Source organism: Microbacterium sp. NPDC058062 (genome assembly GCF_042885375.1).
Taxonomy (GTDB): domain Bacteria; phylum Actinomycetota; class Actinomycetes; order Actinomycetales; family Microbacteriaceae; genus Microbacterium; species Microbacterium trichothecenolyticum_C.
The window spans coordinates 157288-181308 of the sequence record NZ_JBHVSC010000002.1; the positions used below are offsets into that span (position 1 = coordinate 157288).

The 24021-nt window shown below is 70.4% G+C and carries 21 protein-coding genes and 1 tRNA gene; 5 read left to right on the forward strand and 17 right to left on the reverse strand.

Translation table 11 applies throughout. The features are described from left to right. Window positions 1–68: 68 nt before the first annotated feature. The 7 genes from ACFVSU_RS05410 to ACFVSU_RS05440 form a co-directional block, all read right to left on the reverse strand. Complete coding sequence (locus ACFVSU_RS05410) at window positions 69–1115, reverse strand: NAD(P)H-dependent flavin oxidoreductase (RefSeq protein ID WP_387139165.1); 1047 nt, start codon at window positions 1113–1115, stop codon at window positions 69–71. A gap of 119 nt (window positions 1116–1234) precedes the next feature. Next, window positions 1235–1927 (reverse strand): 50S ribosomal protein L1, encoded by a 693-nt coding sequence (gene rplA, locus ACFVSU_RS05415; protein WP_310285150.1) that lies wholly within the window; start codon window positions 1925–1927, stop codon window positions 1235–1237. Between the two features lie 14 nt (window positions 1928–1941). Next, window positions 1942–2373, reverse strand: coding sequence for a 50S ribosomal protein L11 (gene rplK / locus ACFVSU_RS05420; RefSeq protein ID WP_045247325.1), 432 nt, complete (start codon window positions 2371–2373; stop codon window positions 1942–1944). Between the two features lie 131 nt (window positions 2374–2504). Beyond that, a complete protein-coding gene (gene nusG / locus ACFVSU_RS05425; RefSeq protein WP_387139169.1) occupies window positions 2505–3626 on the reverse strand; it encodes a transcription termination/antitermination protein NusG in 1122 nt (373 codons plus the stop codon). A gap of 83 nt (window positions 3627–3709) precedes the next feature. Continuing rightward, window positions 3710–3982, reverse strand: coding sequence for a preprotein translocase subunit SecE (secE, locus tag ACFVSU_RS05430; RefSeq protein WP_045300625.1), 273 nt, complete (start codon window positions 3980–3982; stop codon window positions 3710–3712). A 90-nt stretch (window positions 3983–4072) separates the two neighbouring features. Beyond that, window positions 4073–4145 (reverse strand) — tRNA-Trp (locus ACFVSU_RS05435). 175 nt (window positions 4146–4320) lie between these two features. Next, a complete protein-coding gene (locus ACFVSU_RS05440) occupies window positions 4321–4758 on the reverse strand; it encodes a pyridoxamine 5'-phosphate oxidase family protein (protein WP_375871002.1) in 438 nt (145 codons plus the stop codon). 64 nt (window positions 4759–4822) lie between these two features. Here ACFVSU_RS05440 and ACFVSU_RS05445 point away from each other — a divergent pair, with 64 nt between their 5' ends. Next, a complete protein-coding gene (locus ACFVSU_RS05445; protein WP_387139172.1) occupies window positions 4823–5446 on the forward strand; it encodes a hypothetical protein in 624 nt (207 codons plus the stop codon). A 3-nt stretch (window positions 5447–5449) separates the two neighbouring features. Here ACFVSU_RS05445 and ACFVSU_RS05450 read toward each other — a convergent pair whose 3' ends face one another. The 5 genes from ACFVSU_RS05450 to gabT form a co-directional block, all read right to left on the reverse strand. Beyond that, complete coding sequence (locus ACFVSU_RS05450) at window positions 5450–6811, reverse strand: NAD-dependent succinate-semialdehyde dehydrogenase (RefSeq protein ID WP_387139175.1); 1362 nt, start codon at window positions 6809–6811, stop codon at window positions 5450–5452. Window positions 6812–6840: 29 nt separating this feature from the next. Further along, on the reverse strand, window positions 6841–8418 hold the full coding sequence (locus ACFVSU_RS05455; RefSeq protein ID WP_387139178.1) for an APC family permease: 1578 nt from the start codon (window positions 8416–8418) through the stop codon (window positions 6841–6843). Beyond that, entirely contained in the window at window positions 8418–9293 is an 876-nt protein-coding gene (locus ACFVSU_RS05460; RefSeq protein WP_387139181.1) for a universal stress protein, read from the reverse strand. The genes ACFVSU_RS05455 and ACFVSU_RS05460 overlap by 1 nt, the downstream gene beginning before the upstream one ends. Continuing rightward, complete coding sequence (locus ACFVSU_RS05465; RefSeq protein WP_310285157.1) at window positions 9290–10651, reverse strand: NAD(P)/FAD-dependent oxidoreductase; 1362 nt, start codon at window positions 10649–10651, stop codon at window positions 9290–9292. Before ACFVSU_RS05465 ends, ACFVSU_RS05460 begins: the two co-directional genes overlap by 4 nt. 98 nt (window positions 10652–10749) lie before the next feature. Continuing rightward, window positions 10750–12111, reverse strand: coding sequence for a 4-aminobutyrate--2-oxoglutarate transaminase (gene gabT, locus ACFVSU_RS05470; RefSeq protein WP_387139185.1), 1362 nt, complete (start codon window positions 12109–12111; stop codon window positions 10750–10752). Window positions 12112–12204: 93 nt separating this feature from the next. Between gabT and ACFVSU_RS05475 the strand changes: the two genes are divergently transcribed. Both ACFVSU_RS05475 and ACFVSU_RS05480 read left to right on the forward strand, forming a co-directional pair. Continuing rightward, entirely contained in the window at window positions 12205–13734 is a 1530-nt protein-coding gene (locus ACFVSU_RS05475; protein WP_387139188.1) for a PucR family transcriptional regulator, read from the forward strand. Between the two features lie 147 nt (window positions 13735–13881). After that, window positions 13882–15288 carry an NAD(P)/FAD-dependent oxidoreductase gene (locus tag ACFVSU_RS05480; RefSeq protein WP_387139191.1) on the forward strand — a complete coding sequence of 469 codons (1407 nt, stop codon included), beginning with the start codon at window positions 13882–13884 and terminating at the stop codon, window positions 15286–15288. Between the two features lie 7 nt (window positions 15289–15295). Here ACFVSU_RS05480 and ACFVSU_RS05485 read toward each other — a convergent pair whose 3' ends face one another. After that, window positions 15296–16774, reverse strand: coding sequence for a helix-turn-helix domain-containing protein (locus tag ACFVSU_RS05485; RefSeq protein WP_387139194.1), 1479 nt, complete (start codon window positions 16772–16774; stop codon window positions 15296–15298). 232 nt (window positions 16775–17006) lie between these two features. On the opposite strand from ACFVSU_RS05485, the gene aceB reads away from it, so the two are divergent. Next, window positions 17007–18647 (forward strand): malate synthase A, encoded by a 1641-nt coding sequence (aceB, locus tag ACFVSU_RS05490; protein ID WP_387141249.1) that lies wholly within the window; start codon window positions 17007–17009, stop codon window positions 18645–18647. Between the two features lie 34 nt (window positions 18648–18681). Further along, window positions 18682–20277: an isocitrate lyase gene (locus ACFVSU_RS05495; RefSeq protein WP_387139197.1), complete on the forward strand. Its 1596-nt coding sequence runs from the start codon at window positions 18682–18684 to the stop codon at window positions 20275–20277. 59 nt (window positions 20278–20336) lie between these two features. On the opposite strand, the gene ACFVSU_RS05500 is transcribed toward ACFVSU_RS05495, so the two are convergent. From ACFVSU_RS05500 to ACFVSU_RS05515, 4 genes are read right to left on the reverse strand one after another with little or no spacing between them, the layout of a single operon-like run. Beyond that, entirely contained in the window at window positions 20337–20975 is a 639-nt protein-coding gene (locus tag ACFVSU_RS05500) for a response regulator (protein ID WP_387139200.1), read from the reverse strand. Then, on the reverse strand, window positions 20972–22234 hold the full coding sequence (locus ACFVSU_RS05505) for a sensor histidine kinase (protein WP_387139203.1): 1263 nt from the start codon (window positions 22232–22234) through the stop codon (window positions 20972–20974). The genes ACFVSU_RS05500 and ACFVSU_RS05505 overlap by 4 nt, the downstream gene beginning before the upstream one ends. A gap of 30 nt (window positions 22235–22264) precedes the next feature. Continuing rightward, window positions 22265–23131 carry an ABC transporter permease gene (locus ACFVSU_RS05510; RefSeq protein WP_387139206.1) on the reverse strand — a complete coding sequence of 289 codons (867 nt, stop codon included), beginning with the start codon at window positions 23129–23131 and terminating at the stop codon, window positions 22265–22267. Then, window positions 23128–24021 carry an ABC transporter ATP-binding protein gene (locus ACFVSU_RS05515; RefSeq protein ID WP_387139209.1) on the reverse strand — a complete coding sequence of 298 codons (894 nt, stop codon included), beginning with the start codon at window positions 24019–24021 and terminating at the stop codon, window positions 23128–23130. The genes ACFVSU_RS05510 and ACFVSU_RS05515 overlap by 4 nt, the downstream gene beginning before the upstream one ends.

Genomic DNA, 24021 nt, shown 5'->3' on the forward strand with positions numbered 1-24021 from the left:
CGCACCCGCTCACCTGTCGCAATCCGTCGCCCGCGACGACACTTCGTGACAGGTGAACGGCGAAGGGGTCAGTCCGGGAGGCCGGCCGCGAGCTCGGCGAACACCTCGGCCGCGTCGTCGCTGGGCGCGAGCCCGGCCGCCTGTCCGGCCCACAGCGACACGAGGTCGCCGTCGCCGCGGCGCCCGGCCTCGGCTCGGAACTGGCCGGTGAGCCAGTTCTGCGCCGGGAACGGGGCGATGATCCCCGTCGTCTCGATCTCGCGCATCGCCCGATTCGGGATGCCGCGGGCCAGGCGCCCGCTCATCGCGCGGGTGAGCACGGTGGCGGTGTCGGCGGCGTCGGCGATGGCCTGCCGGTGCACGTCGGTGGCGGCCGACTGGCGCGTGCGGAGGAACGCCGAGCCCACCTGCACCCCCGACGCGCCGAGGGCGAACGCCGCCGCGACGCCACGTCGGTCTCCGATGCCGCCGGCCGCGATGACCGGCACCTCCACCGCGTCGACCACCTGCGGCACGAGCGCGAACGTGCCCACGAGCGACTGCTCGGCGGGCCGCAGGAACGACACCCGGTGACCGCCCGCTTCGGCCCCGGTCGCGACGATGGCGTCCACCCCGGCCGCTTCGAGCGCGACGGCTTCCGCGACCGTGGTGGCGGTGCCGATGATACGGATGCCTCGGCTCCGCGCCGCCGCGACCACGTGCTCCGACGGCACGCCGAAGACCACGCTCAACGCCGCGGGCGCAGCATCCATCACCGCCGTGAGCTGGGAGTCGAGATCGGGCAGGAACTCGATCGGCGGCGTCGGGTGGGCGAGACCCAGCTCGTCGTACAGGGGCGCGACCGCCTCGATCGCCGGCCCCAGGTCGACGTCGCCCGGCGTGACCTCGTCGCCCGTCGGCAGCCAGAGGTTGACGGCGAACGGACGCCGCGTCGCGGAGTGGAGCGCGGCGATGGTGTCGCTGATGCGGTCGGCGGAATAGCCGTACAGCCCGTACGAGCCGAGTCCGCCGAGCTCGCTCACCGCAGCCGTCAGCTCGATCGACGACAGTCCCCCGAAAGGGCCGAGCACGATCGGCGCGTCGATTCCGAACAGGTCCTGGAGCGTCTTCGACATGCCTCAGACGCTACTCCCGCCCCGAGCTCCCGCGGCTCGGAGTTACGCGGGAACGACGAAGGCCCCACCCGGACGGGTGGGGCCTTCGGCGACTCTGGGTCGCTGAGCTTGTCGAAGCGTCAGACGATGCTGTTCACGTCCAGCGGGATGCCGGGGCCGAACGTGGTCGACACGGCGCCCTTCTGGATGTAACGGCCCTTCGAGCTCGACGGCTTGAGGCGGACGATCTCCTCGAGCGCGGCCTTCAGGTTCTCGTCCAGCTGCTCGGCCGAGAACGAGGCCTTGCCGACGACGAAGTGCACGTTGGCGTGCTTGTCGACGCGGAACTCGATCTTTCCGCCCTTGATCTCCTCGACGGCCTTGGCCGGGTTGGGGGTCACGGTGCCGGTCTTCGGGTTGGGCATGAGGCCGCGGGGGCCGAGCACCTTGCCGAGACGACCGACCTGGCCCATGAGCTCGGGCGTCGAGACGGCCGCGTCGAACGCGGTCCAGCCGCCGGCGACCTTCTCGATGAGCTCGGCGCCGCCGACCTCGTCCGCACCCGCGGCGATCGCGGCCTCAGCGGCCGGACCCGTCGCGAACACGATGACGCGGGCGGTCTTGCCGGTGCCGTGCGGGAGGATGACGGTGCCGCGCACCATCTGGTCGGCCTTGCGAGGGTCGACGGAGAGCTTGAGCGCGACCTCGACGGTCGAGTCGAACTTCGCCGAGCCGGTCTGCTTCGCGAGCGCGACGGCCTCGGTGGGGCTGTAGAACTTGTCCGCCTCGATCTTGGCGGCGGCGGCCCGGAAGGCCTTGGACTTGGTAGCCATGTTTCCTATCCCCCTCAGTCCTCGACCGTGATGCCCATGGAACGGGCGGTGCCGGCGATGATCTTCGAGGCGGCCTCGATGTCATTCGCGTTCAGGTCGGGCTGCTTCGTCTCTGCGATCTGGCGCACCTGCTCCTTGGTGAGCTTGGCGACCTTGACCGTGTGAGGGGTCTTGGAGCCCTTCTGGACGCCCGCAGCCTTCTTGATGAGCTCAGCGGCCGGCGGGGTCTTCAGGATGAACGTGAAGCTGCGGTCCTCGTAGACGGTGATCTCCACGGGGATGACGTTGCCGCGCTGCGACTCGGTCGCGGCGTTGTACGCCTTGCAGAACTCCATGATGTTGACGCCATGCTGACCGAGCGCGGGGCCGATCGGCGGCGCCGGGTTGGCTGCACCGGCGTTGATCTGAAGCTTGATCAGGCCGGTCACCTTCTTCTTCGGTGCCATTCTTCTTCCTTTCGTCGAACGACGGCTGCCGGAGCAGCCGGTTCTCCCGCGAATCCGGCGGTTCCGGAACGCGGTGTCAGACGCGCACGCTCAAGGCGCGCGCAAACCTGCAGAGTCTACCAGGTGGTAGATCAGAGCTTGGTGACCTGGTCGAACGACAGCTCGACCGGGGTCTCGCGCTCGAAGAGCGAGACGAGGACCGTGAGCTTGCCGCTCTCGGGCTTGATCTCGCTGATCGTGCCGGGCAGGCCCGCGAACGAGCCTTCCTTGATCGTGATGGTCTCGCCGACCTCGAAGTCGACCTCGGCGGGGATGACGCGGGCCGCGGCGGCGGCGCCCTTCTTGGCCGCACCGCCCTTGGCGCCGGCGACCTCCTTGACCTCGACGAGGCTCTTCAGCATGTTGAAGGCCTCTTCGAAGCGCAGCGGCGTCGGGTTGTGGGCGTTGCCGACGAAGCCGGTGACACCGGGCGTGTGGCGGACGACCGACCAGGTGTCCTCGTTGAGCTCCATGCGCACGAGCACGTAGCCGGGGATACGGACGCGCGTGACCATCTTGCGCTGACCGTTCTTGATCTCGACGACGTCCTCCATCGGGACCTCGATCTGGTAGATCTCCTCCTCGACCTCGAGCGTCGACTTGCGCTGCTCGATGTTGGCCTTCACCTTGCGCTCGAAGCCGGCGTAGGAGTGGATGACGTACCACTTGCCCGGGAGGGTGCGCAGGTCTGCGCGGAACGCCTCGAAGGGGTCCTCGTCGTCGTCCTCGTCGTCGCTCTCGGGGGCCTCTGCGGCGTCGGCCGGCGAGACGGATGCCTCGACGTCGTCGACGACGGCGGCTGCGGCGTCCACCTCTGCGACGAAGTCCTCGTCGAGCTCGGGCTCGTCCTCATCGCCGTTCACGTCGGGACCGTCGTAGGGGGTCACCTCGTCGGCGGCCTCGGCCTCGCGCTCGGCGACCTCCTCCGCGATGGAGTCGTTGATGACCTCGGCCGCGGCCTCGGTCTCTGCGGTCTCGTCCAGGTTGAGAGCGTCGTTCACGATGGCGTCCGCCTCCGGGTCGTCGATGTCGATGTCGTCCAGGTCGGCGTCGTCCTCATCGGAGTCGTCGACGATGTGGATCGCGACGTGCTCGGCGGCCTCCACCGACCGCTCCTCCGCGGCGAGGACGTTGCCCTCCTGAGCTTCGTCGTCCTCCGACGACTGCTCTGCGGCCGTCGCCCAATCGGCGTCGTCGACATATCTTTCAGTCACGTGAGTTCTCTTCCGTTCCGTCCGCTGCCGGACCTGCGGTCCGCCCGTGTCATGCCTCCGCTGCGAGCCGGAGGCGCTCGGGATCAGGCGCCGGGCACTCCGAAGACGTACGACGTGATCCACACGAACAGCACGTCCAGACCGTAGACGAGCGCCATCATCACGACGACGAAGCCCAGCACCACCGCCGTGTACTTCAGCAGCTCCTGGCGCGTCGGCGTGACGACCTTGCGAAGCTCGGCGAAGACCTGACGGACGAACAGGGCGATACGAGCGAAGACGTTGGGCTTCTTCTCGCGAGGCGCGGCCGTTCCCTCTGCGGGGACGACTTCGCCCTTCGGCTCGTCCTGAACCATCGATGCCACCTGATTACCTTCCGTGAGCCGACACGGATCGGCACACTGTGTTGTCAACCACCAGCATGTCACCGGCGTTGCGCTGACGCGCAGGGCGGACAGGAATCGAACCTGCAACCTGCGGTTTTGGAGACCGCTGCTCTGCCAATTGAGCTACCGCCCTAGAGACCCGGAGGTCTCGCGGAACCCGCACTCTTCCCCTCTCACCGCGGCTTGAGGATCCGTACCCGAGGACCGGGCACAGCGAAAGAATGCAGACTTCGACTGCACGATCCAGTGTACGGCATGCCCGCGGGCCCCGCGAACCGAGGCGGCTCCGCACACGCGCGCACACGGGATCAGTACTGCTGCACGCCGTACCGGTCGGGCTCGGCCGAGCGCTCGAAGGCGCGCCCCGACAGCGACGTCGCCTCGACCCGCACATAGGTGTACTTGAGCGTAGGGATCCAGGGTCGAAGGCCCAGGCCGTCGGCGCGCTCCACGTCCGCAGATCGGTCCAGCGGATGCGCGCGACCGCGCAGGATCACACTCCACGCGTCGGTGTCGGTGTGGTCGTCGACCTCGAAGAGCACCTCGTCGTTGACCGTGAGCTCGAACAGCTTGCTCCCCTGCGCGGTGCGGAAGAGCACGCTCTCGCCGTCGACGACGTAGTTCACGGGGAAGATGTCGAGCACGTCGCCGACATGCGTGACGAGGCGGCCGAGCTCCTGCGTGCGCAGGCGCTCCCAGCACTCTTCATCGGACAGGGAGACGACGGGGTCCGGTGTGTCTGCCATGACTCCATCCTTGCGCTCGCGCTCCGTCCGCGACACCCCCGGATGACGGCATTACCATTCCGGCATGACTCTTGCGCAGACCCGGCTCGACGAGCTCTGGGACTTCTCCGACGCGGCCGGCTCCGAGGCGCGCCTGCGCGCGGCGGCGGCCGTCGAGACGGATGCTGCCGCCCGCGCCGAGCTCGAGACGCAGGTCGCGCGGGCTCTGGGCCTGCAGGAGCGGTTCGACGAGGCCGACGCGGCGCTCGACGCCGTCGCGATCGAGGATGCCGCCGTCGCGGCGCGAGCCGCGCTGGAGCGGGGTCGCGTGCGGAACTCCCAGGGCGACCCCGAGGCGGCGGTCCCGTACTTCCTCGCTGCCGTGGATGCCGCGTCCGGAGCCGGACTGACATTCCTGCAGGTCGACGCGCTGCACATGCTCGCCATCGCAGAGCCGGACCAGGCCGAGGAGTGGACCTCCGCGGCCCTCGGCGCGCTCGAAGGCGCCACGGATCCCCGCACCCTCCGCTGGAACGTCTCCCTGCACAACAACGCCGGCTGGCGGCTCTTCGACGCCGGCCGCGTCGAGGGCGCGATCACGGAGTTCGAGGCGGCGCGGGATGCTGCGACCCGCTGGGGCACGCCGCAGCAGGTCCAGTGGGCCGACGAAGCCCTCGCCGAGGCCCGTGAGGCGCTCGGCGAGGGGTGATCGTCAGGCGCCGACGCGGATCAGCTTCTTGTTGACGAACTCGTCGGCGGCCAGAAGTCCCATCTCGCGCGAGGTGCCGGAGCGCTTCACGCCGCCGAAGGGCAGCCCGGGCTCGTCGGCGAGGACCACGTTGACGTAGACCATGCCGGCGTCGATCTTGTCGGCGACGCGCTTGGCTTGCTCCTCGTCCGTCGTGAATACGTACGAGCCGAGGCCGTAGCTGGTGTCGTTGGCGAGAGCGACCGCGGCGTCCTCGTCGGCGACCTTGTAGACGACGCCCACGGGGCCGAAGAACTCCTCGCGGTAGGCGTCCATGTCGCTCGTGACGTCGGTGAGGACGGTTCCCGGGTAGAAGGCGCCGTCGCGCTGTCCGCCGGCGACCAGCGTCGCGCCCTGCGCGACGGCCTTGTCGACCTGCTCCGCGAGGCGCTCCGCCGCGGTGAGCGACGACAGCGGGCCGAGGACGGTGTCGTCGGCGAACGGGTCGCCGACCTTCGCGCCCGACATCGCGGCGGTGAACTTCTCGAGGAACGCGTCGTACAGGCCGTCGACCACGATGAAGCGCTTGGCGGCGTTGCACGACTGCCCGGTGTTGTCGAGGCGCGCGGCGACCGCGGCCTCCACGGCCCCGTCGAGGTCGTCGGTCGAGAGCAGGATGAACGGGTCGGACCCGCCGAGCTCGAGCGCCACCTTCTTGAGGTTGCGGCCCGCGATCTCGGCCACGGCGGCGCCCGCGCGCTCCGAGCCGGTCACCGAGACGCCCTGCACGCGGCGGTCGGCGATGATCGTCGCCGCCTGGTCGTTCGTCGCGTAGACGTTCGTGTAGACGCCCTCGAGGCCGGCGTCCGCGTAGATCGCCGCGATGGCGGCGGCCGACTCCGGGCACTGCGGGGCGTGCTTGAGAAGGATGGTGTTGCCGACCACGATGTTGGGCGCCGCGAAGCGGGCGACCTGGTAGTACGGGAAGTTCCACGGCATGATGCCCAGCAGCACGCCCAGGGGCGAGCGGCGGATGACCGCCGTGCCGTCGCCGTCGATGTCGATCGGCTGGTCGCCGGTGATCTTCTCGGCGTGGTCGGCGTAGTACTCGGTGATGTCGGCGGCGAAGTCGACCTCGCCGAGCGCGGCCTCGAGCGGCTTGCCCATCTCGCGCACGATGATCGCGGCGAGATCATCGCGGCGCTCGCGATGCAGCTCCGCGACCTTGCGGATGGCCGCAGCGCGCTCGACGACCGGCCGGTCGCGCCAGGTGCGGTACGCAGCATCCGCTCCCGCGAGCGCGGCCTCGAGGGCCTCGTCGGTGATGGTCGGATACGTGGCCAGGGTCTCGCCCGTGGCCGGGTTGACGACGGCGTAGTCGGTCATGCTTACTCTCCGATCGGGATGGTTGGGGGTCAGTCTGCCTGCCGGCGGCGGGCGCGACGAAGGCTTTCGGGAGCGTCGATACTGAGTGTCTCACCGCGGAAGAACGCCGGACGCTTGATCGCCTGCCAGATCATGATCACGACGCCCGCCAGGATGACGACGACGCCCAGCACGAACACGAGGCCCAGGCCTCCGATGCTCGACCCGCTGCCGTAGGCCGGGTCCATCGAGTCGATGAGCGTCGTGACGAACAGCACCGCGAGGATCGCGCCGCCGACGAGCGGGAACAGGAACGTGAAGAAGAAGCTGCGCACCGAGTCGAACCACTGCTTGCGGAAGTACCAGACGCACGCGAACGCGGTGAGGCCGTAGTAGAAGCAGATCATCATGCCGAGCGACAGGATCGTGTCGGTGAGGACGTTCTCGCTGATCACGCGCATGACGGCGTAGAACACGGACGCGACGATCGCGGACACCACGGTGGCGTAGCCGGGCGTGAAGAACCGCGGGCTCACGCGGGCGAACTTCGCCGGCAGGGCGCCGTAGTGCCCCATCGCGAGGAGGGTGCGGGCAGGTCCCACCGCGGTCGACTGCAGCGACGCGGCCGAGCTCGACAGCACCGCGAGCGACACCAGGAACGCGAGCGGCCCGAGGATCGGGTCCGACAGCGCGAAGAAGACGTTCGCGGAGATGTCCTCGTTCGCCAGTCCGAGCGGACCGTCGCCGACGCCCGCGAACATGATCAGGCCGATCGAGAGCAGGAGGTACAGCGAGACGACGATCACGACGGTGAGCATGGCCGCGCGGCCCGGCGTCTTGGCCGGGTTCTTGGTCTCCTCGTTCATGGTGAGGACGACGTCCCAGCCCCAGAAGATGAAGATCGACAGCGACAGCCCCGCGGCGAACGCGCTGAACGTCGGCACCTCGAAGGGGTTGAACCACGACCACGAGAACGCCGTCGGGTCGGGGGCGTCGCCCGACACCGCCTTGACGATGGCCACGACGGCGAAGAGCAGGAGCACGGCGACCTGGAACGTCACCAGGATGTACTGGAACTTCTGGGTGGTCTGCATGTCGCGGTACGAGATGAGCGTGGCGCCCAGCATGAACAGCAGGCACACGACCACGTTGATGAACGGGTTGAACGCGAGCTCCGCGATCTCGGGGTTGTTGCTCAGCTGCGAGATCAGGAGGAACAGGAACTCCACGGCGATGCCGGCGAGGTTCGACAGCACGATGACGGTGGCGGCGACGAGGCCCCAGCCGGTCATCCAGCCGATCCACGGGCCGAAGGCCCGCACGCCCCACGTGAACGAGGTGCCCGAGTCGGGCATCGCACGGTTGAGCTCGCGGTAGCCGAACGCCGTCAGCAGCATCGGGATGAAGCCGACGAGGATGATCGCGGGCACCTGGGTGCCGACCACCGACACGGTCGGCCCGAGCGACGCGGTGAGCGTGTAGGCGGGCGCGATCGTCGAGACGCCGATGACGACGGCGCCGAGCACGCCGACGGCGCCGGCGCTCAGGCCCTTCTTGGACAGCTCACCGGCGTGCGCGCCGGTCGACGGGGCCAGCGGCGCTGCGCCGCGGCTTTCGGAAGCGCTCATCAGCGTGCGCCTTTCTTGCCGCGCGTGCGGGGCACCACGACCATGGGTACGGGAAGCTCGTGCAGCATCTTCGCCGCCGTCGAGCCGAGGAAGAGACGGCGGCGGCGGGCCAGCCGGCTGGAGCCGACCACGGCGAGCTCGCCGGGCTCCCAGCTCAGGTGCGAGACGGCGTCCTCGACGCTGTCGCCGAGACCGACCACCGCGTCGGTCTCGATGTCCTTCGGGAGGGCGGCCCGCACGTGCACGAAGACGTCGTCCGCGTGCCGGGCGCCGAACTCCATCGCCTCGAGGCTCGGCGGCATGTCCACCGCGGCGAGCGAGAGCAGCCGCAGGCCCGCCCCGGTCGCGGCGGCGAGGGCGACGCTCTCCTCCAGCAGGACGTCGGCGCCGGGACGCGTGCCGATCGCGGCGGTGATCCGCGTGATGCCCGTCGACGGCTCGAGACGTCGCGAGCCCTCAGGGGCCAGCACGACCGGCACGTCCGACGAGTGCAGCAGTTCGTTGGCGACGGTGCCGAGACGGTGGCGCCCACGGAGTCCGCCGTTGGCGGCGCCGACGACGATGTGGGATGCCGAGAGCTCGTGCGCGGCGACGATCAGGCCCTCCGCGAAGGAGTCGCCGAACCGCACGTGCGACGCGTGGGTCACCGCATCCGGAATCTTCGCGGCCGCCTCGGCGAGCCAGGCCTCGGCCTGCGTCACGAGGAAGCGGTCGTAGCCCGCGTCGGGCGGGGTGATGACGCTGCGGTCCTCGGCGGGGAGCACCAGCACGAGGTCGAGCGGAGCGTCCATGGCCGCGGCCAGACGTGCGCCGAGGGCGACGGCGTCGGCGCCGGCATCCGTCGCGGTGTACCCGACGACGATGCGGTCGCTCATCGCCGCGCCGCTTCGACGATGTTCGCGGCGACCAGGCGCCCCATGCGGATGGCGCCGTCGACGTGCTGGTACCCGGCGCCGGCCATGTCGCTGCAGGCGAAGTGGATCGGGCCGACGGGGGTGCGGAGGTCCGCGCCGTAGCGGGCGAGGCCGCCCAGGTCGAAGCTCGCGGCGTACGCGCCGCGGGTCCACTCCTCGGCGCCCCAGTCGCTCTCGAAGTAGACGAGCGGGGTCTTGGCCTCGGGGCCGTAGTAGTGCGACAGCGACTCGAGGATGCGCGCCTTGCGCTCCTCCGCCGACACGCGGAACAGGTCGTCGGCGTTGCGGTCCGACACGAAGCCGACCAGGGTGCCGCGCTCGTCGTCGTGGTTGGTGTTGTCGTATGCCTCGTGCGAGATCTCGTACGGGCTGAAGGCGGTGCCCGACAGGCCCTGCTCGCGCCAGAACGGGCGGTCGTAGACCGCGTGGACCTTGATGACGAAGCCCATCGAGATGTGCTGGTGCATCTGCTGCTTGAGGCGCGGCAGCGGCGGCGCGAACTCGATCCACGGGTAGAGGATCGGCGCGTGCGCGAGGATCACGAAGCGGGCGCGCACCTCGAGGCCGTTGTCGGTGACGACGCGGACGCCGTCCTCGGACCAGTGCACCTCGGTCACCGGCTGACCCAGGATGACGTCGTCGCCCAGCCGCTCGGCGAGGAGCAGGGGAACCTGCTGCAGGCCGCCGACGACGCGCTCATCGAGGATGAAGTCCGCGTCGACCAGGTGCGAGAAGCTGCCGGCGCTGGCCGCCATGAGGAGGGCCTGAAGCGCCGAGAACGCGTAGGCGGGCTTGGTGAGCATCGCACCCGCGATGAAGAGGGCGATGTTGTCGCGCGCCTCCTGGTCGTCGGTCTGCTCCTCGAGCCACGCCTCGAACGAGATGCGGTCGAGCGCCTCGGCGTCGGGGTGCTCCCACGGCTTGTCGGGGTCGACCTGCGCGACGAGGCCGTCGAGCACCTCGATGAGACGCACGATCTCCTTCTCGGTCTCCGGAGCGACGGGGAAGATCTCGCCCGTGAAGCGGGTGAGCTCGCCGTCCTGGCCTATGTAGACCGAGTCGCCCTCGCGGTAGCGGCTGTACGTCTCGAGCCCCAGCTCCGCGATGGTCTCCTTGAGCGCGTCCTGGTCGGGCGACACCCACTGCCCGCCGATCTCGAGCATCGCGCCGTCGACGACGTCGGTCCACAGGCGCCCGCCGACGCGGTCGCGCGCCTCGAGCACGACGACCGAGAGGCCCGCCTTCTTCAGTTCGTTGGCAGCGGTCGTGCCGGCGGCGCCGGCGCCGACGATGACGACGTCACGGGTCAGCTCGGTCATTCGGACTCCTTCGTCAGGCGAGGTTGCGTTGGTCTTCTGTGAAGTGCGGGAGACGGATGCTGCGACCGCCGCGCGTGCGGCGGTCGCAGCATCCCTGATCAAGAAGCCGCGAGTGCTGCGGCGACGACGTCCATGCCCTCGTGGAGCAGGTCGTCGGTGATCGACAGCGGCGGGAGGAAGCGGATCACGTTCCCGTAGGTGCCGCAGGTGAGCACGATGACGCCCTGTGTGATGGACGCCTTCGCGACCGCAGCGGTGAGCGCGGCGTCCGGCTCGCCCGTCGCGGGGTCCACGAACTCGGCGGCGATCATGGCGCCGTGGCCGCGCACGTCGCCGACGCGGGGGTCGGCGGCCTGCAGGTCCTTGAGGCGGCCCTTCAGAATGGTCTCGATCTCGCGGGCGCGCTCGAGCATCCCGTCGTTCTCGAACACGTCGATGGCGGCGAGCGCGGCGGCGCAGGCGATCGGGTTGCCGCCGTAGGTTCCGCCGAGGCCGCCCGCATGCGAGGCGTCCATGATCTCGGCCCGGCCCGTCACGGCCGCCAAGGGCAGGCCCCCCGCGATGCCCTTGGCGGTCGTGATCAGGTCCGGCACGATGCCGAACAGGTCGCTCGCGAACATCTCCCCCGTGCGAGCGAAGCCGGTCTGGATCTCGTCGGCGATGAACACCACATCGTTGGCGCGGCACCACTCGACGAGGGCGGGCAGGAAGCCGTCGGCGGGGACGATGAAGCCGCCCTCACCCTGGATCGGCTCGATGATGATCGCGGCGAGGTTGTCGGCGCCGACCTGCTTCTCGATCATCGAGATGGCCTTCTTGGCCGCGAGGCCGCCGTCGAGCCCGTCGCGGTAGGGGTACGACAGCGGGGCGCGGTAGATCTCCGACGCGAACGGTCCGAAGCCGCTCTTGTAGGGCATCGACTTCGCGGTGAGCGCCATCGTGAGGTTGGTGCGGCCGTGGTAGCCGTGGTCGAACGCGACGACGGCCTGCTTGCCGGTGTACTTGCGGGCGATCTTGACCGCGTTCTCCACCGCCTCGGCGCCCGAGTTGAACAGGGCGCTCTTCTTGGCGTGGTCGCCCGGCGTGATGCGGTTGAGGGCCTCGGCGACCGAGACGTACGAGTCGTACGGCGCGATCATGAAGCACGTGTGGGTGAACTGGGCCACCTGCGCCTGCACGGCCGCGACGACCTTGGGGTGCGCGTTGCCGATCGTCGTGACCGCGATGCCCGAGCCCAGGTCGATGAGCGAGTTGCCGTCGGCGTCGACGATGACGCCTCCGCCGGCCGCGACGGCCTGCACGGGCGCGGTGTGGCCGACACCGGCGGCGACAGCGTCGGCCTTGCGGTCGAGGAGCTCCTGCGAACGGGGACCGGGGATGCTGGTGACCAGGCGGCGCTCCTGCGGAAGGGTCGGACCGCCGAGGGGCGTTTCAGTGAGGGTGTCGGCTGCGCTGCTCATGCTGGGGAGCGTATTTCGTCGCCGGGAACGCCCGCACCCGCCCCCGTGTACATTCTGTCCGGCCCGCTGTACGGGCCGTACACTCGGAGCATCATGGACGCCGACGCCCCCACTCTTCGCGCCCTCCTCGCCCGCCGGGATCTGAAGCTCGCGCTCGCCGGCGACGACCTCGGTCCGCAGGCATTGGACCGCGGCATCCGCTGGGTCCACAGCTCGGATCTCGCCGACCCGACGCCGTTCCTCTCCGAGGGCCTGGTGCTGCTCACCACCGGCACGCAGTTCCCGCAGGGCGACGACGCCGACGCGGCGGCGGTCTACCGCTCGTACGTCCATCGCCTCGCGACCCGGGGCGTCGTGGGCCTCGGCTTCGGCACCGAAGTCGTCCGCGCCGGCATCCCGCCCGCTCTCGTCGACGCGTGCCGGGACGAACGGATGCCGCTGTTCGAGGTGCCGTACCGCACGCCCTTCATCGCCGTGGCCCGGGCCAACGCCGAGGCGATCGCCGCCGAAGCGTACGCGCGGCGCAGCTGGGCGCTCGCCGCGCAGCGGGCGATCGCGCTGGCCGCCCTGCGGCCCGACGGGCTCGGCGCCACCGTCGCGGAGCTCGCGAAGCAGCTCGACACGTGGGTCGGGATGTTCGACGCGGCGGGCGAACTCTCCCGTGAGCACCCCGTCGGCGGGCTCGACGGCGAGACGGCCGCGGCGCTCCAGCGCGAGGTGACCGGCGTGCTGCACCGCGGTGCGCGGGCGGGCTCGTCGCTGCACATCGGCGAGACGCCGTTCTCGCTGCAGACCCTCGGCCGCGGCGGCCACCTGCGCGGCGTCATCGCGATCGCCGCCGGAGACCTCGACCAGGAGGGCCGCGTCGTCGTCACCGCCGTGATCGCGATGGCAGGTCTTGCGCTCGAGCAGCAGCAGGGGCTCGGCCGCGCACGCAACGCGCTGCGCGCCGGCCTCGTGCAGTCGCTGCTCACGGGGGACCCCGCCCTCGCCCGCCGCACCTCGCGCGAGCTGTGGGGACCGCTTCCCTCCGCCCCCGTCGTCGTGGGGGTGACGGATGCCGCGGCCGCACGTGTCGACGGCATCGCCGAGCTGCTCGAGCTCTGGGCCGACGAGCGCCGCGGCGCGCTGTTCTTCGGTCGCGGCGAGGACGGCCTCGTGCTGGTCGTGCCCCAGGGCGACCGCTCCAGCGTCGATGAGCTCGTCGCCCGCTTCGAGGTGCGCGTCGGGCTGTCGGACCCGACCGGCTACGACGGTTTCGCCGCCGCGCTCGGTCAGGCCCGCGTCGCGCGGGACCGCGGCATCCGTCCGGTGACGGAGTTCGCCGAGGTCGCCCGCGCCGGCGTCCTCTCGGCGCTCACGGACGAGGCCCGCGCGTTGGCGCGAGCGGAGCTCGCACCGCTGTACGACCACGACGCCGCGCAGGGCACGCACCTCGTCGACACGCTGAAGGTGTGGCTCGACGAGGACTGCTCGCACGAGGCCACCGCGCAGGCGCTCGGCGTGCACCGCCACACCGTGCGCACGCGCCTCGCCCTCATCGAGCGCGTGCTCAGCCGCGATCTCTCGTCGTTCGCGACCCGCGCCGAGCTGTGGGCGGCGCTGCGCGCCCTGGCCTCCTGAGAACCCCACCCCCTGCCGTTCGTTCGCCACAGAGGTACGCACCTGCGGGCATCCGCCGTACATCTGTGACGAACGAACACGAGGATCGGACGAATCGACGCATCCCGCCCGATGCCGGGGACAGGGTGCGGCGATAGCCTGTGGCCCGTGTCGACCACCGCCCGAGACAATGCCGACGTGCCCAACGGCGACGTCTCGTGGTGGTGGCGGAGCCTCGGCGGCACGCCGACCCCGCGCGCTCCCCTGGCCGGCGACCTCGACGTCGATGTGGCCATCGTGGGCGGCGGCTACACCGGACTCTGGACCGCGTACTACCTGAAGCGCGCGCAGCCCGACCTCCGAATCGTCGTGCTCGAGCAGCGCTTCGCCGGGTTCGGGGCGTCCGGTCGCAACGGCGGGTGGCTGACCAACACCGTCACCGGCGGGCGCGAGCGCTACGCCGAGACGCACGGCCGCGATGCGGCGATCGCGCAGCAGCGCGCGCTCAACGACACCGTCGACGAGGTCATCGCCGTCGCCGCGCGCGAGGGCATCGACGCCGACATCGTGAAGGGCGGCGAGTACGGCGTCGCCCGCACGCCGGCCCAGCTCGCGCGCCTGCGGGCGTCCGTCGCAGGTGAACAGGCCTGGCCGCACACGGATGTGGAGCTGCTGGATGCTGCGGCTGCAGCATCCCGTATCCAGATCGCCGGATCACTCGGCGCCGCGTGGCATCCGCACTGCGCCCGGGTGCACCCCGCAAAGCTCGTGCGCGGGCTCGCCGACGCCGTCGAGCGGCTCGGCGTGCCGATCTACGAAGCGACGCACGTGCGGGAGATCGCGCCCGGCCGTGCGCTCACCGACCGAGGGACCGTGCGCGCGACCCACGTGCTGCGCGCCACCGAGGGCTTCACCGCCGACCTCCGCGGCGAGCACCGCACGTGGCTGCCGATGAACTCGTCGATGATCGTGACCGAGCCCCTGCCGGCCTCGTTCTGGGACGCGGTCGGCTGGGACGGGTACGAGACGCTCGGCGACTTCGCCCATGTGTACATGTACGCGCAGCGCACGGCCGACGACCGCATCGCCTTCGGCGGCCGCGGCGTGCCCTACCGCTACGGGTCGCGCGTCGACACCGAGGGCACGACGCAGGCGCGCACGATCGCCTCGCTCACGCGGCTGCTGCGCGAGTTCTTCCCGGATGCCGCGGGGACGCCCATCGCGCACGCCTGGGCCGGCGTGCTCGGCGTCCCGCGCGACTGGGCCGCGACCGTCGTCCACGATCGGGCGACGGGCCTCGGCTGGGCGGGCGGCTACGTCGGCACCGGCGTCACCGCGACGAACCTCGCCGGCCGCACGCTCGCCGACCTCGTGCTGGAGCGCGACACCGAGCTCACCCGTCTCCCCTGGGTCGGCCACCGCGCGCGGCGCTGGGAGGTCGAGCCGCTACGGTGGACCGCCGTGAACGCGATCTACACCGCGTATCGGATGGCGGACCGGGTCGAGGCATCCGGATCGTCCGACCGCACGGCGTGGCCCGCCCACGTCGCGGACGTCGTCGCGGGCCGCCACTGACAGGTGCTCAGCGCGGGGCGTGGGCCTCGAGGAACTCGTAGACGTCGGTCGTGTCGACGCCGGGGAAGGAACCCGTCGGCAGCGTCGCCAGCAGCGTGCGCGGCGTGCGCACGTTGGGCCACGACTGCTCGCGCCATGACGCCTCGAGCTCGGCGGGAGCGCGCCGGCAGCACACCTCGACCGAGTGCTTCGAGACCCCGCGGTTCGGGGTGTCGCGGCCGAGGAACCACTTGGTGTCGTCGAAGCGCACGCCGACGCTGATCGAGTGCGCCCCCTCGCTCGAGAGCTCGACGCGGGCCGTGCACCAGTAGGTGCCGTTGCCGGTGTCGGTGTACTGGTAGTACGGGTTGAAGTGGTCGTCGACGTCGAAGACGACGCGCGAGGTCCACTTGCGGCAGCACATCTGCCCCTCGATCGCGCCGAGGCGGTCGGTCGGGAAGTTCACGTCGTCGTTCTCGTAGACCTTCGTGATGACGCCCGACTCGTGCACCTTCAGGAAGTGCACCGGCAGGCCCAGGTGCACGGTCGCGAGGTTCGTGAAGCGGTGCGCGGCCGTCTCGTACGACACCGAGTACGCGTCGCGGAGGTCCTCGATCGAGAGCGAGCGGTCCGCCTTGGCCTCCTGCAGGAACGGCACGGCGTGCGCCTCCGGGATGAGCAGCGCGCCGGTGAGGTAGTTCGTCTCGACGCGCTGACGCAGGAAGTCCGCATACGAGGTCGGCTCGCGGTGCCCGAGGATGCGGCTCGACAGCGCCTGCAGCACCGCCGTGCGCGGGTCGCCCTTGGTGGCGAGACGGCTCGACAGGTACAGCCGGCCGTTCTTGATGTCGGCGACCGACCGCGTCGTCTGCGGAAGATCGGGCACGTAGTGCAGGGTGAAGCCGAGGTGCGCGGCGATGTCGGAGGCCGTGCGCTGGGTCAACGGACCGCCGGGGTGGTCGACCGCATCGAGGATGCCGCGAGCCTGCTGCTCGAGCTCGGCGAAGTAGTTGTTCTGCGTGCGCATGAGCTTGCGCAGCGCCACGTTCGCGCGTCGCGCCTCTTCGGGAGTCGCCGCGCGCTCGTCGCGCAGCCTCTCGATCTCGCCCTGCAGCGCCAGCATCGCCTTGAGCGCCTCGGTCGGCACCGTCTTGCCGATCCGGAACGGCGGGATGCCCAGCGCCTGGAACGTCTGCCCGCGCATCGCCCGCTCGAGCGAGATCTCGAGCGTCGCACGCTCGTCGAGCGGCTCGGACTCGAGGATCGCGTCGATCGACGAACCCAGTGCCCGCGCGATCGCCTGCAGCAGCGTCAGCTTCGGCTCGCGGCGTCCGTTCTCGATCATGGACAGCTGGCTCGGGGCGCGGTCTACCGCGGAAGCGAGCTCTTCGAGCGTCATGCCGCGGTCGGTGCGCAGCTGCCGGATGCGGCGTCCGATGGTGAGGGGATCCACCTCCTCATCGTCCGGGACTTCACCGCGCACATCCGAGGTCAACGTCGTCGTCATGCGGCGATTCTGTCACGAAAGCAGAAATACCGGAAAACTTCACACCCCGATTCGTCGGGTACACCCCCGAACTTCACCCCAAAGTGGTCTCACGCCCCACCACCGATCCACACAGAACGCGGATCACCGGATGCCTCGACCCGGCCCACACGCCGGGCAGAGGCATCCCCCACACACTCAACGCCGTCGATCACAGGAAGGCAGGGACATGACACCTGCGACCGCCACCCCGATGCGTACGCGCACCGGCCCCATCCCCACCCAGACCCACGAGCCCTCGATCGAGATCGCCGGCCGCCTCGGCCCCCGCTACGACGAGGTCCTGACGCCCGAGGCGCTCGCATTCCTCACCGAGCTGCACCACCGCTTCGGCGCCCGCCGCCACGACCGGCTCGCCGACCGCATGCGCCGCCGCTTCGAGATCGGCAACGGCCACGACCCGCAGTTCCGCGACGACACGCGCCACATCCGCGAGGATGCCGAGTGGAAGGTCGCCGGCGCCGGCCCCGGCCTGGAGGACCGTCGCGTCGAGATCACGGGCCCGACCGACCCGAAGATGACGATCAACGCGCTGAACTCGGGCGCCAAGGTGTGGCTCGCCGACCAGGAGGACGCCACCAGCCCGACCTGGAAGAACGTCATCGAGGGCCAGCTGAGCCTGCGCGACGCGATCCGCGGCGAGCTGTCGTTCACGAGCCCCGAGGGCAAGCGCTACGAGGTCACGGCGACCGAGACGCCCACCATCGTGATGCGTCCGCGTGGATGGCACCTGCCCGAGCAGCACATCCGCTTCACCGACCGCACCGGCCGCACGATGGCCGCGTCCGGCTCGCTCGTGGACTTCGGCCTGTACTTCTTCCACAACGCGAAGCAGCTGATCGCGAACGGCCGCGGCCCCTACTTCTACATCGCCAAGCTCGAGTCGAGCGAAGAGGCGAAGCTGTGGGACGACGTGTTCACGTTCAGCGAGCAGTACGTGGGCATCCCCCACGGCTCCATCCGCGCGACGGTGCTGATCGAGACGCTGCCGGCCGCGTTCGAGATGGAGGAGATCCTCTTCGAGCTGCGCGACCACATCGCGGGCCTGAACGCGGGTCGCTGGGACTACATCTTCTCGATCATCAAGAACTACCGCGGTCGCGGTGCCCGGTTCGTGCTGCCGGACCGCAGCGAGGTCACGATGACCGTTCCGTTCATGCGGGCGTACACCGAGCTGCTCGTGAAGACGTGCCACAAGCGCGGTGCCTTCGCGATCGGCGGCATGAGCGCCTTCATCCCGAACCGCCGCGACCCGGAGGTCACGGAGCGCGCGTTCGAGAAGGTCGCGGCCGACAAGAAGCGCGAGGCCGGCGACGGCTTCGACGGCACGTGGGTCGCGCACCCCGACCTCATCCCGGTCGCCCGCGCCGAGTTCGACGCCGTGCTGGGCGATCGCCCGAACCAGCTCGACCGTCAGCGTCCCGAGGTCGAGGTGGCGGCGTCCGATCTGATCGACGTCCACATCGGACGCCCGATCACGACGGCGGGCGTGCACGGCAACGTGTCGGTGGCCATCCGCTACATCGAGGCGTGGCTGCGCGGCCTCGGCGCCGTCGCCATCGACAACCTCATGGAGGATGCCGCGACCGCCGAGATCAGCCGTAGCCAGGTCTGGCAGTGGATCCACCAGGACCGCACCACCGAGGACGGCACGCTGATCACGCGGGAGTCGATCGAGGCACTCGTCACGCAGGTGCTGGCCGAGGCGGATCGCCGCGAGGGCGACCGGTTCGACGACGCCGCGGACATCTTCCGCGAAGTCGCGCTCGGCCAGGACTTCCCGGCGTTCCTGACGCTCCCCGCCTATGCGAAGTACCTCGTCGAGACCGACTGATCCCCCGCTCCCCGAGACCAACAAGGAAACGAACATGACTGCCTACCAGGACGACATCGAAGCCATCCGGGCGCTCAAAGAGCGGCACGGCTCGAGCTGGGATGCCATCGACCCCGAGTCCGCCGCCCGCATGCGGGCGCAGAACCGCTTCCGCACGGGACTCGAGATCGCCCAGTACACGGCCGACATCATGCGCCGCGACATGGCCGAGTACGACGCGGACTCGTCGGTCTACACCCAGTCGCTCGGCGTCTGGCACGGCTTCATCGGGCAGCAGAAGCTCATCTCGATCAAGAAGCACCTGAAGTCCACGAACAAGCGCTACCTCTACCTGTCGGGGTGGATGGTCGCCGCGCTCCGCTCCGAGTTCGGGCCGCTTCCCGACCAGTCGATGCACGAGAAGACGGCGGTCCCGGCGCTCATCGAGGAGCTCTACACGTTCCTCCGTCAGGCCGACGCCCGTGAGCTCGATCTGCTCTTCACGCAGCTCGACGACGCGCGCGCCGCCGGCGACGACACCGCGGTCGAGTTCATCCAGTCGCAGATCGACACCTACGAGACCCACGTGGTGCCGATCATCGCCGACATCGACGCGGGCTTCGGCAACCCCGAGGCCACGTACCTGCTGGCGAAGAAGATGATCGAGGCGGGCGCGTGCGCCATCCAGATCGAGAACCAGGTGTCGGACGAGAAGCAGTGCGGCCACCAGGACGGCAAGGTCACGGTCCCGCACGAGGACTTCATCGCGAAGATCAACGCGGTCCGCTACGCCTTCCTCGAGCTCGGCATCGAGAACGGCGTGATCGTGGCCCGCACCGACTCGCTCGGCGCCGGGCTCACGCAGAAGCTCGCGGTCACGCACCAGAGCGGCGACCTCGGCGACCAGTACAACTCGTTCCTGGACGTGGAGGAGATCTCGGACGCCGACCTCGGCAACGGCGACGTCGTCATCAAGCGCGACGGCACGCTGCTGCGCCCGAAGCGGCTCGCGAGCAACCTGTACCAGTTCCGTCCGGGAACCGGAGAGGAGCGCGTCGTGCTCGACTGCATCACGTCGCTGCAGAACGGCGCCGACCTGTTGTGGATCGAGACCGAGAAGCCGCACGTGGAGCAGATCGCCGGCATGGTCGACGCGATCCGCGAGGTCATCCCGAACGCGAAGCTCGTCTACAACAACAGCCCGTCGTTCAACTGGACGCTCAACTTCCGGCAGCAGGCGTACGACCTCCTGGCCGAGCAGGGCGAGGACGTCTCGGCCTACGACCGTGGCGACCTGATGAACGTCGCGTACGACGACACCGAGCTCGCGCGGGTGGCCGATGAGAAGATCCGCACCTTCCAGCGTGACGGCGCCGCCCGCGCCGGGATCTTCCACCACCTGATCACCCTGCCGACGTACCACACGGCGGCCCTGTCGACCGATGACCTCGCGAAGGGCTACTTCGGGGACGAGGGCATGCTCGCCTACGTGAAGGGCGTCCAGCGTCGCGAGATCCGCGAGGGCATCGCCACGGTGAAGCACCAGAACATGGCGGGAAGCGACATCGGCGACAACCACAAGGAGTACTTCGCCGGCGACGCCGCCCTCAAGGCCGGCGGTCAGCACAACACGATGAACCAGTTCGGCTGAGCCTGGAGAACGACGGATGCTGCGACCCGGCCGGGTCGCAGCATCCGTCGTTCGCGTCGTCAGCGCTGGACGAGCAGTCCGCGCTCCATCGCGAGGGTCACGGCGCGCGTGCGGTCGGCGACGCCGAGCTTCTCGAACACCTTGAGCAGGTGCGTCTTGACCGTCGACTCGCCGATGCCCAGGACGACCGCGATCTGCTTGTTGCTGTGGCCCGTCGCGACCAGCCGCAGCACGTCGAGCTCCCTCGCGGTCAGCACCGTCTCGGGTTCCGGCCGCCGCATGCGCTCGACGAGCCGCACCGCCACCTGGGGCGAGAGGGCCGACTGCCCCGCCGCCACCGAGCGGATGCCGGCGACGATCTCGGCCTGCGGTGCGGCCTTCAGGAGGTACCCCGTCGCTCCGGCCTCGATGGCGGCGAGGATCTGGTCGTCGGACTCGTAGGTGGTGAGGATCAGCACGCGCGGCGGCGGGTCGCCCGCCTCTCCCCCGGCGATCCGGGCGGTGGCGGCGACACCGTCGACGTGCGGCATCCGCAGGTCCATCAGCACGACGTCGGGGCGGGTCGCGCCCGCGAGACGCACGGCTTCATCGCCGTCGGATGCCTCGGCCACGACCTCGAAGCCGGGCTCATCCGAGAGCAGTCCGGCGAGGCCGGCGCGCACCACCGGGTGGTCGTCGGCGATCAGCAGCCGGATCACAGGCGATCTCCCTTCGTCCGCACGGCCTCGGCCGGCGCATCTCCCATCGTGGCGGGCATGACCGGCACCGGCGCTCCGGCACCCCGTTCGTCCTGCGACACCGCCGGAAGCCTGACCGTCAGGGTCGCGCCGTGGCCAGGGGTCGAAGCGACGTCGAACGTGCCGCCTGCGAGCGCCACACGCTCGCGCATGCCGTCGAGCCCGAACCCGCTCGTGGGCCGCGAGGTGTCGAAGCCGCGTCCGTCATCGGTCACGTCGAGCACGGCGGCGCCGTCCGCCGCGACCTCGACGCGCACCGTCACCTCCGCCGCGGCCGCGTGCTTGGTCACGTTCGACAGCGCCTCCTGCAGGCAGCGCAGCAGCACCACCTGGGCCTCGCGGTCGAGCTCGCCCTCCACGCCGGCGGTGTCGAGGGCGATGCGCGCCGTCCCGTGCTCCCGGAACCGCTCGATGAGGCGCTCGACCGCGGCGCCGAAGGCCGCCTCGCGGGGAACGGCCGCCGTGCGGGCGACGAGCGCACGGGACTCGGCGAGGGCGTCGCGGGCGACCTGCTCGACCGTCGCGATCGTCGTGGCCGCAGCATCCGTCTGGCCTTCCCGAGACTGACGGCCTGCGCGCTCGGCGAAAATCACCAGCCCCGCGAGGGTCTGCGCCAGGGTGTCGTGGATGTCGCGGGCCAGGCGCTCGCGCTCGGCGGAGGCGCCGCGCTCCCGGCTGAGCGCCTCGACCTCGGTCTGCGCCGCCGTCAGTTCGGCGAGCAGGCGTTCGCGCTCCTCGCCGTACTCGGCGATGCGGGCGATCCAGAGGCCGATGGCGATCGCGAACGAGAGCGAGAAGACCGCGGTGGTGGCACCCGCGAGGAGAGAGTCAAGGTTCGGTCCGTACCCGAAGCTCGCCCCGACGAAGACGCTGCCGGCGATGACGGCCGAGCCGCCGATTCCGCGCTTGCGCGAATCGCCGATGACCCACACCAGCGGGTAGGCCAGGGTCTGGAGCATCGCCATGAAGGGTGCCGCACCGGCGCCGATCCCGGCCGCGACGGCCGCCACCGACAGGAAGGCGGGGTACCGCCACGCCGCGCGCGGCGGCTCGATCGCGTCGCGGCCGATCAGGGCGTAGCCCAGGGCGAAGAGGCCGATGGCGGCGAGCGCGATCACGGTGCGGGCCGGGGTGACCGGTGGGAAGAGGAAGACGAGCGCGATCGCGATGACGGCCGACACGATCGACACGATCGCGTCCCACCCGCGCTTCGTCAGCATCGTCCCTCTTCCCCTCGGCCCACCCGCAGGCTACGCGTCGCGCCGGATCCAGCGGAAGGTGATCCGCGAGAGCACCAGACCCACGATCAGCCAGATGCCGAGCGCGATCGCGACGCCGGCGAGGTTCCACTCGCCGTTCTGCTCGAGCGTCGCGTAGTCCTCGGGCAGGAACACCGCGCGCATGCCCTGCGCCATCCACTTGAGCGGGAAGAGGCCCGCGACGTTCTGCAGCCACTCCGGCAGCTGCGAGAACGTGAGGTACACGCCGGAGATGAACTGCAGCGCGAGGGCGATGGGCACGACCACGGCGGTCGCGCTCTTCGCGGTGCGCGGCACGGACGACAGCGCGACGCCGAGCAGGGCCGACGTCGTGATGCCGAGGACGAACACCCACGCGAACGTCGCCCAGCGCGCCGGCTCCGTGGGCAGCTCGACCCCGAGCACGGTCGACGCGAACACCAGCAGCAGGGCGGACTGGAGCACTCCGGTGACCAGCACCTGACCGATCTTGCCGATGAAGTAGCTCACCGGCGACAGCGGCGTGCCACCCAGACGCTTGAGCATGCCGTCGGACCGCTCGATCGCGATGTCCATCGCCAGATTCTGGAACCCCGACAGCAGCAGGCCCGCGGCGATCATGCCGGGCAGGTACAGCTCGGCCATCGAGATCGGCGGCACGCCGGGGGCGATCTGCACGTCGCCGTCCGAGCCGAAGGCGACGCTGAACAGCCCCAGCATGAAGACCGGGAAGAGGAACGTGAAGAACAGCGTGTCGCCCGAGCGGAAGTACTGCATCAGCTCGAACCGGGTGCGCCAGACGCCCACGCTCAGGACGTTGCGGCGGGCGCGCCGCCGACGCGCGCCCGCGGCGCGGGTCTTCTCGACGGTGGCGCTCATCGCACCGCTCCCTTCTTCTCGACGGCCGCACCCGCGGCGGCATCCGCGGTGGTGTCACCGACCATCTCGAGGTAGACGTCCTCGAGGCTCGGCCGCACGATCTCGAGCTCGGCGGGCGCCTCGCCCAGCCGCGCCGCCAGGGCGGTCGCGAACGCGAACGGGTCCTCGGAGCGCTCGTGCCGCAGCATCCCGTCCTCCACCCAGCGCACGATGGGAACGCGGGCGGCCGCGCCGCCGAACCCCGCGACGGGTCCGATCGCGCGCAGCCGCCCGTCCGCGATCACCGCGACCCGATCGGCGAGCTGCGCCGCCTCGTCGAGGTAGTGCGTGGTCAGCACGATGGTCGTGCCTTCGGCCTGCAGTCGGCGGATGAGCTCCCAGAACTCGCGACGCGCGTGCGGATCGAAGCCCGTCGTGGGCTCGTCGAGGAAGAGCAGTTCCGGGCGACCGATGATGCCGAGGGCCACATCGACGCGGCGCTGCTGCCCGCCCGAGAGCTTCGAGATGCGCGTCTTCGCCTGCGCCTCGAGGCCGACGGCCGCGATCACCTCGTCGACGTCGCGCGGGTCCGGGTAGAAGCCCGCGAACTGCCGCAGCTGCTCGCGGACGGTGACGAGGCCGGACTGGCCGGTCGACTGGAGCACGATGCCGAGCCGGGCTTTGAGGTCGAGCCCACCCGTGGCCGGGTCGACGCCGAGCACCTCGACGTCGCCGCCCGTGCGGCGCCGGTACCCCTCGAGGATCTCGACGGTCGTCGACTTGCCGGCGCCGTTCGGCCCGAGGAGGGCGAAGGTCTCGCCGCGCTCGATCTCGAACGACACCCCGTCGACGACCGTGCGGTCACCGTACGTCTTGCGCAGGTTCCGCACCCGCACCGCTTGTGTCTGCAT

What these genes read in the sequence shown, in the direction of transcription:
- ACFVSU_RS05410 (WP_387139165.1), bottom strand. Translation starts at nt 1,115, where the DNA reads ATGTCGAAGACGCTCCAGGACCTGTTCGGAATCGACGCGCCGATCGTG.
- rplA (WP_310285150.1), bottom strand. Translation starts at nt 1,927, where the DNA reads ATGGCTACCAAGTCCAAGGCCTTCCGGGCCGCCGCCGCCAAGATCGAG.
- rplK (WP_045247325.1), bottom strand. Translation starts at nt 2,373, where the DNA reads ATGGCACCGAAGAAGAAGGTGACCGGCCTGATCAAGCTTCAGATCAAC.
- secE (WP_045300625.1), bottom strand. Translation starts at nt 3,982, where the DNA reads ATGGTTCAGGACGAGCCGAAGGGCGAAGTCGTCCCCGCAGAGGGAACG.
- ACFVSU_RS05440 (WP_375871002.1), bottom strand. Translation starts at nt 4,758, where the DNA reads ATGGCAGACACACCGGACCCCGTCGTCTCCCTGTCCGATGAAGAGTGC.
- ACFVSU_RS05445 (WP_387139172.1), top strand. Translation starts at nt 4,823, where the DNA reads ATGACTCTTGCGCAGACCCGGCTCGACGAGCTCTGGGACTTCTCCGAC.
- ACFVSU_RS05450 (WP_387139175.1), bottom strand. Translation starts at nt 6,811, where the DNA reads ATGACCGACTACGCCGTCGTCAACCCGGCCACGGGCGAGACCCTGGCC.
- ACFVSU_RS05455 (WP_387139178.1), bottom strand. Translation starts at nt 8,418, where the DNA reads ATGAGCGCTTCCGAAAGCCGCGGCGCAGCGCCGCTGGCCCCGTCGACC.
- ACFVSU_RS05460 (WP_387139181.1), bottom strand. Translation starts at nt 9,293, where the DNA reads ATGAGCGACCGCATCGTCGTCGGGTACACCGCGACGGATGCCGGCGCC.
- ACFVSU_RS05465 (WP_310285157.1), bottom strand. Translation starts at nt 10,651, where the DNA reads ATGACCGAGCTGACCCGTGACGTCGTCATCGTCGGCGCCGGCGCCGCC.
- gabT (WP_387139185.1), bottom strand. Translation starts at nt 12,111, where the DNA reads ATGAGCAGCGCAGCCGACACCCTCACTGAAACGCCCCTCGGCGGTCCG.
- ACFVSU_RS05475 (WP_387139188.1), top strand. Translation starts at nt 12,205, where the DNA reads ATGGACGCCGACGCCCCCACTCTTCGCGCCCTCCTCGCCCGCCGGGAT.
- ACFVSU_RS05485 (WP_387139194.1), bottom strand. Translation starts at nt 16,774, where the DNA reads ATGACGACGACGTTGACCTCGGATGTGCGCGGTGAAGTCCCGGACGAT.
- aceB (WP_387141249.1), top strand. Translation starts at nt 17,007, where the DNA reads ATGCGTACGCGCACCGGCCCCATCCCCACCCAGACCCACGAGCCCTCG.
- ACFVSU_RS05495 (WP_387139197.1), top strand. Translation starts at nt 18,682, where the DNA reads ATGACTGCCTACCAGGACGACATCGAAGCCATCCGGGCGCTCAAAGAG.
- ACFVSU_RS05505 (WP_387139203.1), bottom strand. Translation starts at nt 22,234, where the DNA reads ATGCTGACGAAGCGCGGGTGGGACGCGATCGTGTCGATCGTGTCGGCC.
- ACFVSU_RS05510 (WP_387139206.1), bottom strand. Translation starts at nt 23,131, where the DNA reads ATGAGCGCCACCGTCGAGAAGACCCGCGCCGCGGGCGCGCGTCGGCGG.
- ACFVSU_RS05515 (WP_387139209.1), bottom strand. Translation starts at nt 24,021, where the DNA reads ATGCAGACACAAGCGGTGCGGGTGCGGAACCTGCGCAAGACGTACGGT.